Origin of the sequence: Streptomyces sp. NPDC014894, assembly GCF_043080985.1 — a bacterium.
GTDB lineage: Bacteria > Actinomycetota > Actinomycetes > Streptomycetales > Streptomycetaceae > Streptomyces.
In genome coordinates, this window is sequence record NZ_JBIBWD010000022.1 from 48891 (window position 1) to 62792 (window position 13902).

Annotated in this window: 10 protein-coding genes; 6 read left to right on the forward strand and 4 right to left on the reverse strand. The window is 73.6% G+C overall.

The genetic code is table 11. The annotated features are described in order from the left end of the window. Positions 1-480 precede the first annotated feature (480 nt). A complete protein-coding gene (locus ACF089_RS33790; RefSeq protein WP_392035324.1) occupies positions 481-1404 on the reverse strand; it encodes a MurR/RpiR family transcriptional regulator in 924 nt (307 codons plus the stop codon). 390 nt (positions 1405-1794) lie between these two features. Here ACF089_RS33790 and ACF089_RS33795 point away from each other — a divergent pair, with 390 nt between their 5' ends. After that, positions 1795-2262, forward strand: coding sequence for a DUF1348 family protein (locus ACF089_RS33795; protein ID WP_392035326.1), 468 nt, complete (start codon positions 1795-1797; stop codon positions 2260-2262). A 67-nt stretch (positions 2263-2329) separates the two neighbouring features. Then, positions 2330-4918, forward strand: coding sequence for a SpoIIE family protein phosphatase (locus tag ACF089_RS33800; protein WP_392035329.1), 2589 nt, complete (start codon positions 2330-2332; stop codon positions 4916-4918). A 762-nt stretch (positions 4919-5680) separates the two neighbouring features. Here ACF089_RS33800 and ACF089_RS33805 read toward each other — a convergent pair. Continuing rightward, positions 5681-6115, reverse strand: coding sequence for a DUF6299 family protein (locus tag ACF089_RS33805; protein ID WP_392035332.1), 435 nt, complete (start codon positions 6113-6115; stop codon positions 5681-5683). Positions 6116-6488: 373 nt separating this feature from the next. Here ACF089_RS33805 and ACF089_RS33810 point away from each other — a divergent pair, with 373 nt between their 5' ends. The 3 genes from ACF089_RS33810 to ACF089_RS33820 all read left to right on the forward strand — a co-directional run bounded on the left by ACF089_RS33810 (position 6489) and on the right by ACF089_RS33820 (position 10023). Beyond that, positions 6489-7445, forward strand: coding sequence for a hypothetical protein (locus ACF089_RS33810; RefSeq protein WP_392035334.1), 957 nt, complete (start codon positions 6489-6491; stop codon positions 7443-7445). A gap of 136 nt (positions 7446-7581) precedes the next feature. Further along, positions 7582-9036 carry an amino acid permease gene (locus ACF089_RS33815; RefSeq protein ID WP_392035435.1) on the forward strand — a complete coding sequence of 485 codons (1455 nt, stop codon included), beginning with the start codon at positions 7582-7584 and terminating at the stop codon, positions 9034-9036. 117 nt (positions 9037-9153) lie between these two features. Then, positions 9154-10023 carry a GNAT family N-acetyltransferase gene (locus ACF089_RS33820; protein WP_392035337.1) on the forward strand — a complete coding sequence of 290 codons (870 nt, stop codon included), beginning with the start codon at positions 9154-9156 and terminating at the stop codon, positions 10021-10023. Between the two features lie 15 nt (positions 10024-10038). Here ACF089_RS33820 and ACF089_RS33825 read toward each other — a convergent pair whose 3' ends face one another. Further along, positions 10039-11370 (reverse strand): DUF6777 domain-containing protein, encoded by a 1332-nt coding sequence (locus tag ACF089_RS33825; protein ID WP_392035340.1) that lies wholly within the window; start codon positions 11368-11370, stop codon positions 10039-10041. Between the two features lie 176 nt (positions 11371-11546). Here ACF089_RS33825 and ACF089_RS33830 point away from each other — a divergent pair, with 176 nt between their 5' ends. Beyond that, entirely contained in the window at positions 11547-12824 is a 1278-nt protein-coding gene (locus ACF089_RS33830; RefSeq protein ID WP_392035343.1) for a streptophobe family protein, read from the forward strand. Between the two features lie 118 nt (positions 12825-12942). On the opposite strand, the gene ACF089_RS33835 is transcribed toward ACF089_RS33830, so the two are convergent. Further along, positions 12943-13680: a class I SAM-dependent DNA methyltransferase gene (locus ACF089_RS33835; protein ID WP_392035345.1), complete on the reverse strand. Its 738-nt coding sequence runs from the start codon at positions 13678-13680 to the stop codon at positions 12943-12945. Positions 13681-13902: the final 222 nt, after the last annotated feature.

Here is a 13902-nt window from a genome sequence, read left to right on the forward strand (position 1 = left end):
GGAGCGGGCCTGGGGCGGGCCGGGGTGCGCGGGGCTTCCCGGGCCGGGGGCGTGTCCGACGGCGGGCGGTGCGCGGCTCCGGTCGGGTCACCACGCGGTGATGGTCGCGGCCGTGCCGGCTCGGGCGTCGCGACCGCAGCGCCGGATGCGCGACGGGATCGCCCGGCTCACCGCCCGGCGCGGGGAGACCCGCCGCGTGCGCTCGGGGAACGGGCGAGCGCGAGTGCCGGGCGGAGTCGGAGTGGTGGGCCGATGCGTCCACCTGCTCGGCGCGGATCCCGGTCCGGGTGACGGCCGTTCGCGGCGCGGGCGCCTGGCGCGCCGTCCTTGTGGAGCGGGCCGAGGAGCGGCTGAAGGATCTGATCGAGGTTTCACGCTCCGGCTCGGCGCGGCGGTCGTCGAGGTCGAGGTGGAGCGCCTCGGGCGCGCGGGCGGGCTGCGGCTGGTCGCCGTTCCCGGCGGGGCGTGACGGCCGGAGGGCTATTCGGCGAGGAAGAAGTTGTGGTGCTCGGCGGCGTGTTCGTAGCCTTCCAGCCGGGCCTGGGTGCGCTGCGGGTCGGCGTCGGCCATGGCCTGGAGCAGGGCGGCCGACAGCACCCCGGGCGCCGCGTACGAGTCGAAGACCAGCCGCGACCCGGTGCCCGCGGTCAGCACCGCGTCGGCCTCGTCCGGCAGCGGGCCGAGGGTCGGATCCGTGACCAGGGCGACCTTCAGCCCCGAGCCGCGCGCGGTGCGCATCGCCGCGAGGGTCTCATGGGCGTGCCGGGGCATCGCGAACGCCAGCACCCAGGTCCCGCCGGCCTCCCGTGACTGGAGCAGCGCGTCGTAGGCGACGCTCCCGCCGCGGGTCACGGCGCGTACGTCGGGGTGGATCCGGCGCGCGGCGTAGGCGAAGTACTCGGCGAGCGAGGCGGAGATCCGCAGCCCGAGGACGGTCAGCGGCACCGAGCGGGCCAACTCGCCCCCGATGTCGAGCACATGGCCGGTGTCGGCGAACACCCGGCGCAGATTCTCCAGATTCTCGATCTCGGCGTCGATCGCGGCCTGGAGTTCATTGCGGCGGGCCTGCCCGCCCGCGCCGGGCGAGGGGGCGACGGCGGAGAGCGCGATCGGCTGGAGGGCCTCCCGCAGCGCGGGATAGCCGCTGAATCCGACGGAGGCGGCGAAGCGCGTCACCGACGGCTGGCTGACCCCGACCCGTTCGGCGAGGTCGGTGATCGACAGGAAGGCGGCCTCGGTGAGGTGGTCGGTGATGTACTGCGCGATGCGCCGCTGCCCCGGCGAGAGCCGGTGGCCGCCGAAGAGGGCGAGGACCCTGTCGGTGGGGGCGGGCTCCGCGTCGGGAGACAGCCGTCCCGGCGTGATCGCAGACGCCTGGGCGCGTGCCTGCTGATCTGATGGCACCGGTGTCACTCCTTCTCGTCCCGCTGCCGCTCAAGATAGCCCAGGAGCGCGGGAGAAAAGGGGCCGGTCGCGCCCGCCGGGGCCCGCCGTCTCGGATGGCGGACGGTCCGGTGGACCGCCTGGGAGCCGGGCGTCCGCCGGGGGGCGCGCCCGCCGCCGGTCCGGGGCGTGCTCCGGGCCGAGGCTCCGGCCGGTCCGGGAGGTGCTCCGGGACATGCTCCGGGGCCGGGGCCGGGGTCGGGCCACGGACCGGCGTCCGGGTCGCGATTCGGATCGTGATTCGGATCGTGATTCGGGTTGCGCGAGAACCATCGTTCTCCCTACGCTCGCGCCGTGGAGAACGAGCGTTCTCCACGGTTCGCGTCAACGGCCCGCGTCAAGGAGACAGCCATGTCCGTGAAGCCCCTCGTGCCCCCCTTCACCCGTGAGACGGCGATCGAGAAGGTCCGGCTCGCCGAGGACGCCTGGAACAGCCGCACCCCGGGGAAGGTCGCCCTCGCCTATACGGAGGACTCCCGCTGGCGCAACCGCGCCGAGTGGGTCACCGGACGCGACGAGATCACGGCCTTCCTCACCCGCAAGTGGGCGCGCGAACTCGACTACCGGCTGATCAAGGAAGTCTGGGCCCACGGCGGCGACCGCATCGCGGTGCGCTTCGCCTACGAGTGGCGCGACGACTCGGGCCATTGGTACCGCTCGTTCGGCAACGAGAACTGGGAGTTCGACCGGAACGGGCTGATGCGCACCCGCCACGCCTCCATCAACGACGTTCCCCTCAAGGAGTCCGAGCGCCGCTGCCGCTGGCCCCTCGGCCGCCGCCCCGAAGACCACCCCGGCCTGACCGCGCTCGGGTTCTGAGCGCCGCCGGGCCCGGCGGCGCGGCTTCCGCGAGCGGCCTTCGCGCCCGGCCCGCCCCGCGACGAAGATGCGCGCGGCGGCGGCGGGGGAGCATGCTGACTGTGTGACCTGGCGCGGCGCGGCCGGGCGCACCCCGCCGGACGAGCCGGAGAACCACGGGGCGGCGTCCCGGACGCCATCGAGCGACGGGCGGGCGCCGGACGAGCTGGCACTGGTGCTCGCGCAGTCCGTGGTGAGCACGGTCGAGGCGGTCGGCGGATTCGCGGGCGGGATCTATCTGCGCTCCCGCACCGACGGACTGCTCAGACTGGCCGCGCTCTCCGGGCTGCCCGGCAAGCTCTTCCACCCCTGGTGGCGGATGCATGTGAACCGTCCGTTCCCGATCGCCGAGGCCTTCCGGCTGGGGCGCGCCGTCCATCTCGCCGACGCCGAGGAGGCCATGCGCCGCTTTCCCCAGCTGATGGCCGGACTGCCGTTCCCGTTCGGCTCGCTGTACGCCCCGGTGGCCGCGGGGCCGGAGAAGTACGGGGTCCTCGCGGTGCTGCGGCGGGCCACGCCGGGCCGCCCGGTCGGGAGCGGCGACCGCCACCGGATGCACAACGCGGCCCGTCGGCTCGGGACGGCGCTCGGCGCGCTCGCCGAGCAGGGGGCCGATGTGCGGTGGGACGCGGAGCCGCTGTTCGTCCAGTCGCCCGCCACCGCCGCGCCGCCGGTCCGCACCGGCCGCTTCACCTGGGATCTGGCGACCGGAGCGGTCGGCGCGGACGAGGGGATGCACACGATCCTCGACACCCCCGAGGGCCGGTTCCCGGGCACCGTCGGGGCGTTCACCGAGGGGCTGGCCCAGGAGGACGTCCTCGGGCTGTGGGCGCTCGCCCGCCGGCTCGCCGCCGGGTCCCGGCCCGCGACCCGCCGGATCCGGGTCCGCGGGCCCGACGGCCGCCCCTATCTGGTGGAGCTGACCGGCGGCGGGACGGGCCGGCCCGGCGAGGAGCGCGGCTCCGTGGTGGGCGGCTTCGTCCTGGACCTGGGCTCGGGCCCGGTCACCACCGAGGCCAACGACCGCATTCCGCGGGGATTTCTCTCCCTCGACCGGCTCGGCAGGATCGTCTATCTCAATCAGAGCGCCGAGACGATTCTGCGGCGGGGGCGGCCGGATGTGGTGGGCCAGGTGCTCTGGGAGGCGCTGCCCTGGCTCGGAAAGCCCCTCTACGAGGACCACTTCCGGGCCGCTCTGATCTCCCACAGCCCCGTCCGCTTCGTGGCCCGCCACCCGCCGGACGCCTGGCTCTCCTTCTCGCTCTACCCGAGCCACGACGGAGTCACCGTCGTCATGGTCCCGGCGGACGGGCAGCCCGAGGAGCCGCCCGCCGAGGGGCACGGGAGCGCGATCCGCGAGCCGGCTCCCGAGCGGGCCGAGGGCCCCGGCGAGCCCGCCGCCCCGGCGGACGACAGCGTCTCGGTGCTCTACCGTCCGGTCGCCCTCGCCATCGCGCTGACCGAGGCGGTGACCGCCCGTCAGGTGTCCGCGGTCGTGACCGAGGAACTGCTGCCCGCCTTCGGCGGCGGACAGCTCGCGATCTATCTGCTGCACGACCGGCATCTCTTCCTCGCCTGGGAGACCGGCTTCCCGCAGGGATTCCTGGACCGCTTCGACGGAGTCGCGCTCGACGCCCGGCTCCCCGGCGTCGAGACCCTCACCTCCGGCCGGCCCCTGTTCTACGAGTCGATGCAGCGCCTGGCCGCCGCCTACCCCGGCATCCCCCTGGACGCCCATGTGGGCGCCCGCGCCTTTCTGCCGCTGATCGCCTCCGGCCGCCCGGTCGGCTCCTGCATCCTCGGCTTCGACCAGCCGCGCGACTTCAGCCACGAGGAGCGCACGGTCCTCACCGCGCTCGCCGGACTGATCGCCCAGGCACTGGAACGGGCCCAGCGCTACGACTCCGAGGCCGCCCTCGCCCGCGGACTCCAGGACGCCCTGCTGCCGCACCGGCTGCCCGTCCTCAGGAACGCGACCACGGTCGGCCGCTATCTCCCCGGCACCCAGGGCATGGAGGTCGGCGGCGACTGGTACGACGTGGTCGAGACGGGCCGGGGCCTGGCCCTGGTGATCGGGGACGTCCAGGGACACGGCGTGCCCGCCGCCGCCACCATGGGGCAGCTGCGCAGCGCGGTACGGGCCTTCGCGCTGGCCGGCCACGATCCGCAGGAGGTGATGAGCGGGACCAACCGCTTGCTGATCGATCTCGACCCCGGGCAGTTCGCCAGCTGCTGCTACGCGGTGGTCGACCCCGGGACGGGCCGCACCCAGGCGGTCCGGGCGGGCCACCCCCAGCCCCTGCTGCGGCACCCGGAGGGGCGGACCGAGGTGCTCGATCTGGAGGGCGGTGTGGTGCTGGGCGTCGACCCGACGGCGACCTACCCCGTCACCGAACTGCGCCTGGAATCGGGCGCGGTGCTCGCGCTCTACACCGACGGCCTGGTGGAGCGGCCGGGCGCCGATATCGACCTCGGCGTCGAACGGCTGCGCGCCGCCCTCGCCGAATGCGGCTCCGGCCCGCTGGCCGAGACCGCCGACCGACTGATCGGCGAGGCCCGCCAGGCCACGGACCGCCCCGACGACATCGCCCTCCTACTGGCGTCCCGCCGCGACTGAGCGCCTAGCGGCGGCGTGCTCGGGGACACCCGCCGGGGATGCCCGCCCCCGCCGGACGCGTCCCGCGCGGGGCCGGGTGCGGATGCCCCGCCGGGGGCGAGCCGGTGCGCGCTGTGTGAAGGCTCCCCAGGGTGCGAGCGTCTCACCGGACGCGCGCGCCGGGTGCTGCGCGTGAACACCCCGCCGGGGGCGAGCCGGTGTGCGGTGTGTGAAGGCTCCCCAGGGTGCGAGCGTCTCACCGGGCGCGCGCGCCGGGTGCTGCGCGTGAACATGCCGCCGGTGCGAGCCGGGGTCGCCGGACGTGTGCCGGGCCGGGTGTGAGGGTCCCGCGAGACGCGACCCGGTACGCGGTGCGCGAGGACCCTGCGGTGGGCGAGCCCGGCACCGGGCGTGAGCGTCTCACCGGACGCGCGCTCCGGGAACTGCGCGTGAACACCCCGCCGGGCATGTGCCGGGCCGGCTGCGCACGTCTCGCTGAGCTTGGGCGGTACGCGGTGTGTGAAGGCCCTGCGCGGTGTGAGCCCGGTGCCGGGTACGAAGGTCTCGCCGGACGCGCGCCGGGCCGGGTGTGAAGATCCCGCGAGACGCGAACCGGCGCGCGGTGTGTGAAGGTCCCGCAGGGCGTGGCCCCGGGGCCGGGCGGGAATGTTCCGCCCGGCACGACCCGGCACGACCCGGCACGACCCGGCGCACCGGGCGTGAGCGGTCGCGCCGTCGTTCCCGCTCGCACCCGCACCCGCACCCGCGTGCGCGGCGCGGCGCTCAGCGGCGCAGCGTGACCTCCCGCTCGTGGGTGTTGAGGATGACGGGGAGCGGGACGAAGCCGTTCGACGCGTCGAGGTGGATGAGCGCGGCGCGGCCGCGCGCCGCGCCGGGCGCGAGGCCGCTGTCCGGCTCGGTGGTGTCGCGCCAGGTGTGCACCCGGTCGTCGCAGGTCGCCAGGGCCCCGTCGATCTCGGCCCGGGCGTCGCCCTGGGAGGCGTTGGAGCCGATGAGGACCGGGCCGGAGCGCAGTGACGAGCACCGGTAGGTGCCGCTGAGGGTGATGGTGCCGTCCTTGGCGATCTGACCCCGGGGAGCGATGGTGATGGTGTCCGGGGCGAATTGCGCGCCGGCGGACCCGGGAACCAGTCCGACGGCGAGGGCGGCGGCGATGCAGGCCGTGAAAATGAGCATGGTGCGTCGTGCGTTGATCATGCTCCCCCAACGAGCGAGTCGGCCGGAGGTTTCGCATGTCCATGCGAACGGGTGAGGCGACTCCTATTCTGATTGTCGGCCGACCGCCGGAACGGAGTAGTGGATGGTTCAACCAGGTAATTCTTTCGTGATGCGGGGCGCCGGAAACGCGGAGTCGGGTGTGGCCACGGCATATGCCAACTTCCGCCGAGTTCCCCCCGGGGATCCGCATTAACCCCCGCGGTGGATACTCGGACGAGTGTTTTCTCTCTCACTTGATCGTGAGTAGGGTGTGGTCCCGCTGTCGGTGATCCACAGTGATCCGGCCTGATTCGGGCTGGCGTGAATGCCCGCGGATGGTGTCGTGTCATCCGGGGGAACGGGGGAGGGGATCGTGCCTGCTGGTTCGTTCGACGGGCAGTACGTCTGGCATCCGGCGGCAGACGACCACCGACTGGCCCGCGCGTGCATCGACGTCCAGGCCGGTCGGCACTTCAGCGCGAAGGAAGTCCTCCGGGACTCCCGCGGCGATTTCGAGGTCCGCGCCCACCGCTCCCTGGTGCTCGCGTCCGAGGCCGCCGACTCCGATCTCGCCGAGCGCTGGCTCGGCGAGGAGCCCTGCCCCGAGTCGGCCCTGCTGTGGGCGCGGGTCGCGATGCTGAGGGCGCTGCGCGCTGCCGACGGCCACGACCCGCACACCGACACCCTCGTGGACATCGCCCGGGCGGCCTGCGACCGGGCCGCCCGCATGCTCCCCGAGGACCCCACGCCATGGGTGGCCCAACTCGCCCTCGCCCGTATCCGCCGGCCGCTCGACCCCGCCCCCCGAGGGCTGCTCACAGCGCCTCCGGGCCCCTGGCGGCTGCTCTCCCGCGTGATCGGACTCGACCCCTGGAACCGGGAGGCCCACCACCGCTTCCTCGCGTTCTTCTTCACCCGGTACGGCGGCACGGCCAGCGCGCGCTGGGACGTCGCCACCTTTCTCAGCCACCGGGCCCCCGCCGCCTCCGCGCTGCGGCTGCTCCCGCTCGTCGCCCTCGCCGAGGAGTACGACCCCGCCTCGCTGCTCGCCTACCGCACCTGGCGGCAGCCGCAGTGGGTGGGGACCGCCACCGGAAGCTATACCCACTGGTTTCCCCGGCTGCCGGAATACCGATTCACCCCGGTGCTGGATCTGTCCTATCTCGCGCACGCCCTCTACATGGGGCGGCGCGAACTGGAGGCGCGCGAAGTCCTTCTGGCCATGGGCCCCTATGCGGCGCGTATGCCATGGAGTGTTTTCGGGGCTCCGGACGAACAACTGACCAAGGCGAGACGCGCATGCGGGCTCCCTGTGCCGAGCAGTCACTGAGAACCCGCAGAAAGCCTCGCCCAAGACGAATGGAAAGGACGCTTCCGTGTCCGAGCGAACAGCTCTCCCCGGGCAGAGGAAACGCCGTCGCGGCGACGATTCGGTGGCCCTCGACGACGATGCGACGCTGCATGCGATGGGCTACCCCAGAAAGCTCACCCGGAGATTTCGGGGATTCGACAACTTCGCCATCTCCTTCACGATCATCAACATCATCTCCGGTATCTTCTCCGCCTTCGGATTCGGAATGGGCGCGGGCGGACCGCTCATTCTGATCTTCGGCTGGATCGGCGTCTCCGTCATGGTGCTGTTCGTCGGCGCCGCCATGGGCGAAATAGCCTCGGCCTACCCCACGAGCGGAGCCCTCTACTTCTCCGCGGGCAAGCTCGCCAAACACCACCGCGGCGCCTGGTCCTGGTACACGGGCTGGCTCAACTTCGTGGGCCAGATCGGCGGCACCGCCGCCACCGGCTACGCCGCCGCCACCTTCATCCAGGCGTTCGTCGTGATGCAGTGGCCCTCCTACACGGTGACCGGGCAGAGCACGGTGATCATCATCACGGTGATCCTGCTCTTACAGGCCCTCGCCAACACCTACACCGTCCAGCTGGTCGCCACCCTCAACCGCATCTCCGTGTGGTGGCTGCTCATCGGAATGACGGTGATCGTCCTCGCTCTCGTCCTGATCCCCAGCCACCATCAATCACCCTCGTTCGCCACGCATTTCGTGAACAGCACCGGTTTCAGCAGCGCGGTGTACGCGGCGATGCTCGGGCTCCTGGTGACCAGCTGGACCTTCACCGGGTTCGACGGAAGTTTCCACATGTCGGAAGAGACGGTGAAGGCGACCGTCAACACCCCCAAGGGCATCATGCGGGCCATCGGCGGCTCCGCGGTCACCGGACTGATCCTTATGCTCGCCCTGGTGTACGCGATCCGCGATTACTCGGCTACAGCGAGTGCTTCGGCGCCGCCTGTGCAGATTCTCATTGACGCCCTCGGCGCGGGCACCGCCAAGCTGCTTCTGCTGATCGTGATCGGCGCGATGCTGTTCTGCGGACTCGCCAACATGACCAGCAATACCCGGCAGATCTTCGCCTTCGCGCGCGACGGGGCGATGCCCGGTTCACGGTTGTGGCATTCGGTGTCACCGCGCACCCGCACGCCCGTCAAGGCGGTATGGCTGGCCGCCGCCTGTTCCTTCGTGCTGATCACTCCGGCCTGGTGGTCGCACACCGCGTTCACCGCCATTGTGAGCGTCAATGTGGTGGGCCTCTATCTCGCCTACGGCGTCCCCATCTTCCTGCGGCTGCGCCTGGGCGACGAGTTCGAGCCCGGCCCCTGGCACCTCGGCCGCTGGGGCAAGCCCATCGCGCTGACGGCCGTGGTCTGGATCGCGCTGAGCAGCGTCCTGTTCATGCTGCCCCACGCCTCCCCGATCACCCCCACCACCTTCAACTACGCGCCCATCGCGCTCGGCGTGGTCCTTCTCATCGCCACCGCCTGGTGGTTCACCACCGCCCGCAGACGCTTCCAGGGCCCGGTCAGCTACGGCAGCCCCGACGAGGTCGCCGCCATGGACCTGGTCTGACGCGAGCCCGCCGCGCCCCGCGTCGCCACCGCGCGACCCGCGCGCCGCGACGGCCCGTACGGCCGTACCGACACGACCCCGCGACAGCCCGTACCGAACAGAAGGGAATCACCGCTCATGAACGACGCTCTCGCCCGGCAGGCGGACGGACTCACCGTGACCGCCGCCTCGCCGCAGGAGTGGCACCAGGTGGCCGAGTGGGCCGCGGCGGAAGGCTGGAATCCGGGCCACGGAGATGTGGACTGCTTCCACCCCACCGACCCCGCCGGCTTCTTCATCGGCCGACTCGGCGGCGAAACCGTCTCCGCCGTCTCCGTCGTCGTCTACTCCGACCGGTACGCCTTCCTCGGCTACTACCTGGTCCGGCCCGACCTCCGCGGCCGGGGCCTCGGCCTCGCCACCTGGCGGGCCGCCTTCCCGCACGCCGGGGACCGGCTCACCGGGCTGGACGCCGTCCCCGCCCAGCAGGACAACTACCGCCGCTCCGGCTTCCTCCCGTCGTACGGCACCGTCCGCTACGCCGGCCGGCCCGAACGGAACGGAGCGCCGGCCCCCGGGATCGTGCCCGTCGCCGCCGAACACCTGGACGCGATCGCCGCCTACGACCGCGACTGCTTCCCCGCCGACCGGCGCGCCTTCGTCGCCCGCTGGCTCACCGCCCCGGGCCACAGCGCGTACGTCCGGCTGCGCGAGGGGCGGGTCACCGGCTACGGGGCGATCCGGCCCGGCCGGGACGCCCACCGGATCGGCCCGCTCTTCGCCGACACCGCCGACGACGCGGAGGCGCTGCTCGACAGCCTCGTCTCCGTGCCGGCCCCCGGGGAGAGCGTCGCCGTCGACATGCCCGAGACCCAGAAGGCGGCCGGGGAACTGGCCCTCGCCCGCGGGCTGACGGCGCAGTTCCCCACCCTGCGGATGTACACCGGACCGGCCCCCGAGGTGCGCACCGAACGGATCTTCGGGGTCACCTCGCTCGAACTGGGCTAGCGCCGGGCTCCAGCACTACGGGGAGGCGGGCGGCGGCGGTACGGCCGGGGTGCCCTCCGTGCCGTATCCCGGTGAGGCCGGGGCCTCGGTCGGCGGCGGCGGTGTGTCCACCGCCGGCGGAGGCTCCGGCGACACGGGCTCCTCCGGCGGCGGCGACACCGGAGCCTCCGGGGACCGGGGCTCCTCCGGCGGGGGCGGCGGCGAGTCGGGCGTCGGGGCCCCGGGCGTCTCGGGCTCCCCGGGCGACGGGGACTTCCCCGGCGACGGGGAGTCGCCCGGCTTCGCGGACGGCGAGGTCGGCGGGCAGGTGACCCCGGCCCCGGTCGGCGAGGTGCAGGGCGCGAGCGGATCCCGCTTCGGCGGCTCGGTCGGCTTGTCCGTCTTCCCGGTGTGCCCCGTGGGCCGCGCGATCCAGTCGTCGCTCTTCCGGTCGAAGAGGACGAACTCCTTCACCTTCTCCTTCGCGGGCTCCACCACCACCGCCGCGGCCGGGTCGTACCCCGGCCAGGCCGCGCCGATCGTCTTCACGTCCCCCGCCAGCTTCTCGGGCGGAAGCAGCGGATTGCCGCAGGCGCAGCGCACCTCGGGCACTCCGCGGTCGTCCACCAGCACCGCGGTCCCGGCCTGGAGCACCGCCTGGTACGAGGTGGCCGCGCCGTCCTTGTAGCCGTGGTTGGTCACCCGGGTGTCCAGCCGCAGCAGCACCGGGGTCAGGGACCGCAGATGATCGGGCACCGCGTCGGTGCCGATGCCCAGCACGGACGCGAACGCCTTGTTCTTCGCCGGATCGCCGGTCAGGAAGCGGATCTGCTTCTCCACATCACAGCTGGCGACGTTCTGCGTCCCGCCGTACAGACCGGGCGTCGACCCCGACACCCCGTGGGTGACCCGCGAGCCCGTCGGGTACGAGGACGGCTCGGCGGAGCGTTCTGTGGGGGCGCTGTCGCTCGCCGTCGACGGGGTGTACGGATCGGGCCCGGCCTCGCCCGCCGCCTGCAGGAACACCTCGCTCCGCGCGCCCGAACCGCCGCCCGGACGGGTGAGCACGACCGCGAGCACCACGGCCACGACCACGGCCGCGGCGATCGCCGCGACCTTGGGCGCCGAGCGCCACCAGGGCCCGCGGCCGCCCGGCTCCGAGGCCCGGCCGCCGCCCCCGCCGCCGTCGCCCGGTCCGCCCCCGCCGCCCGGTCCGCCGGGCCCGCTCGGGCGATCCGGCCCGCTCGGCCGGTCGGGTTGGCTCGGCCGGTCCGGCGGCGGCGGTACGGAACGCGGCTCCGTGCCGCCCGCCAGAGGGCCGGACGGGGGGCCGGTGGGACGATCGGACGGCGGCGGTTCGGCGCTCACGGGCTCTGCTTCCCACGGTGAGAACAAAAGCGATGGAACAAGAGAAAATCGCGCATCTCATACATCAGGCGCATCCTCGGTCATTGTGTGTCCCGCCCTCCGGCACTCCGCAAGCCGGCGGCGCATCCGGACCACTCCGGCGGGCGCGCCCGGCCGGAGCTGCTTAGCGTGGCAGCGTGAGCCAGCAGGGAACCCCGTACCGCGGCCCCGCCGCGCGCGCCCCCCACGACTGGGCCCAAGCCCTGGCCACGGTCGCCGGGGGACTCGTCGCGCTGATCGCCACCGCCGCGCTCGGCGTCTGGGCGGCGGGCGCGGACGAACTGCCCGGGAACGCCTTCCCCCGGGTGGTCGCCGCCGTCGTCGTCCTGGCCGTCGGCGGCACCGTCGACGTCTCGGCGGACGCCGGGATCCTCGGCGACGCCCGGACCGGACTCGCCGTCCTCCCGCTGTCCGTCACCCTCGCCGGAGCCCTCGCCCTCTCCGCCGGATTTCTGCGCCGGCTGCGCCACCGAGCCGTCCTGAGCCCCCGCGAACTGGCCGCCCGGGCCGCCAGGATCGCCGTGCTGTGGGCGCTCGCCCTGATCGCCCTGGCCTCCTTCGCCCGCCAGAGCTTCGCCCTCACGCCCGACGGCGCGCTCCAGGACATCGGGGAGCTGCTCGGAGCCTCCCCCCGGGCGGGCTTCCGCGCCGACGTGCCGCTCACCGTCCTCTTCGGACTGCTCTGGCTCGCGGGCCTGCTGCTGCTCACCCTCGCCGTGTCCCGCCGCGCCCCGCTGCCCGCCGCCCTGATCCGCTACCAGGAGCCGGTACGCCCCGTGGCGCACGCCATGGTCGTCCTGCTGCTGGTCTGCGTGGGCGCGGGGGTGATCGCCGGACTCGTCGTCGCGGCCACCCGGGGGCGCCCCGCCGAGACCTTCGCCGTGATCCTGCTCGGACTGCCCAATCTGGTCTGGCTCGCCCTCACCCTCGGCATGGGCGCGACCTGGGACGGCGCCGTCCGGGGCCCGTTCGGGCTGCCCGTGCCCGAACTGCTGGAACGGGTGCTGCGCACCCCCGAGGGGGGCGTCCTCAATCTGGGCACGCTCTCCGAGCGGGACGGCCGGGTCTGGTGGCTCCTGGCCGGTGCGGCGCTCCTGCTGCTGGGCGCGGCCTTTCTGGCGGCCGTGCGCTCGCCCGCCCGCACCCGGCTCTGGCAGCACGCCGTCCGGACGGCGGTGGCCCTGGTCGTCACCGTGCTGACCATCTGTCTGGTCGTCCGCGTCCAGGCCCACTACGGGCTCTCGCTCTTCGGCGTCGGAGATCTCGGCGGCGAGCTGTCCGCCGAGGTGTCGCTGAGCCCGCGCCTGTGGACGGCGCTGGGCCTCGCCGCGCTCTGGGGCCTGGTCACCGGATGCCTCGGCGCGCTGCTCGCCCGTCCGGTGCGCCGGCGCGGCGAGGTGGAGGAGCGATCGTGAACGGCGAGGCGGACGGGGCGGAGGAGCGATCGTGAACGGCGGGGCGGACGAGGTGGACGAGCGGCGGTGAACGGCGGGGAGGCCCCGGCGGCGGTACGGCGCCGGAGCCCCCGCGCCCTCAGTCGCGGGCCCGCTCGTACACGCTGATGTGCCGCCCGCTCGCGGCGGTGTACGGCTCGCCGTGCCATCCGCCCCATCGGTCGCGCAGCCGCAGACCGGCGATCCGGGCCATGAGGTCGAACTCGGGCGGATACGCCAGACGCAGCCGGATGGGGTTGAAGGCGAGGCCGTCGGCGCCGAGGCGGATGTGGTTCAGATCGAGGACCTGGGTCACCGGGTCGTAGCGGCCGACGCCGAGCCCGACGCCGTCGACGTCGAGCCGCTCGACATCGACGTACCGATGGTCCGGCCGGGCGGGGGCCGTCGGCACCCGGCACTCGATCACGAACACGCCGTCGTCGGTGAGATGGCGCGCGGCGTTCTCGAAGCAGCGGACCTGGTCGTCCTGGGTGAGCAGATTGCCGATCGTGTTGAAGACCAGATAGACCAGCCCGTACGCGCGTCCGGTGGTGACCTGGGACATATCGCCCATGGTCACCTCGATCCGGTCGCCGCCGGGCTTCTCGCGCATCCGGTCGACCATGTCCTGGGAGAGTTCCACGCCGTCGACGCGAACGCCGGCCTCCCGCAGCGGCAGTGCGATACGGCCGGTGCCCACGGCGAACTCCAGCGCGTCGCCGCCGTCCGCCAGACCGGCGAGAAAGCCGACCGTGTCCTCCTCGTCCCCGAGCGGGTGGGCGTCGTAGTTCTGGGATGTCTCGTATCCGAAGCTCGTCCTGGGGTCGAAACCCTTCATGCACGTCCTTCCGGCACGTGTCGGTCGACAGCGGCCGGGTTCCGCCCCGTCCGCCGTCTTCTGGGAGATCCGCCGCGAAGACTAGGCGGGCGGCGGCGGCGCGGCCACCGAAAAAATCGGGCCCCGCCGCCGGGCCGTCGCACCGAGGACCGGCCCCGGCGCCGCCCCGGGTGCGACACCGTCCGGCCCATCGGTCCGGAGCGGTGGATTCCGGCCGGCCGG

Bases quoted from the DNA above. Each gene is read 5' to 3' on its own strand.
- ACF089_RS33815 (WP_392035435.1), top strand. From the start codon at position 7,582: ATGGGCTACCCCAGAAAGCTCACCCGGAGATTTCGGGGATTCGACAAC.
- ACF089_RS33800 (WP_392035329.1), top strand. From the start codon at position 2,330: ATGCGCGCGGCGGCGGCGGGGGAGCATGCTGACTGTGTGACCTGGCGC.
- ACF089_RS33795 (WP_392035326.1), top strand. From the start codon at position 1,795: ATGTCCGTGAAGCCCCTCGTGCCCCCCTTCACCCGTGAGACGGCGATC.
- ACF089_RS33835 (WP_392035345.1), bottom strand. From the start codon at position 13,680: ATGAAGGGTTTCGACCCCAGGACGAGCTTCGGATACGAGACATCCCAG.
- ACF089_RS33820 (WP_392035337.1), top strand. From the start codon at position 9,154: ATGAACGACGCTCTCGCCCGGCAGGCGGACGGACTCACCGTGACCGCC.
- ACF089_RS33805 (WP_392035332.1), bottom strand. From the start codon at position 6,115: ATGATCAACGCACGACGCACCATGCTCATTTTCACGGCCTGCATCGCC.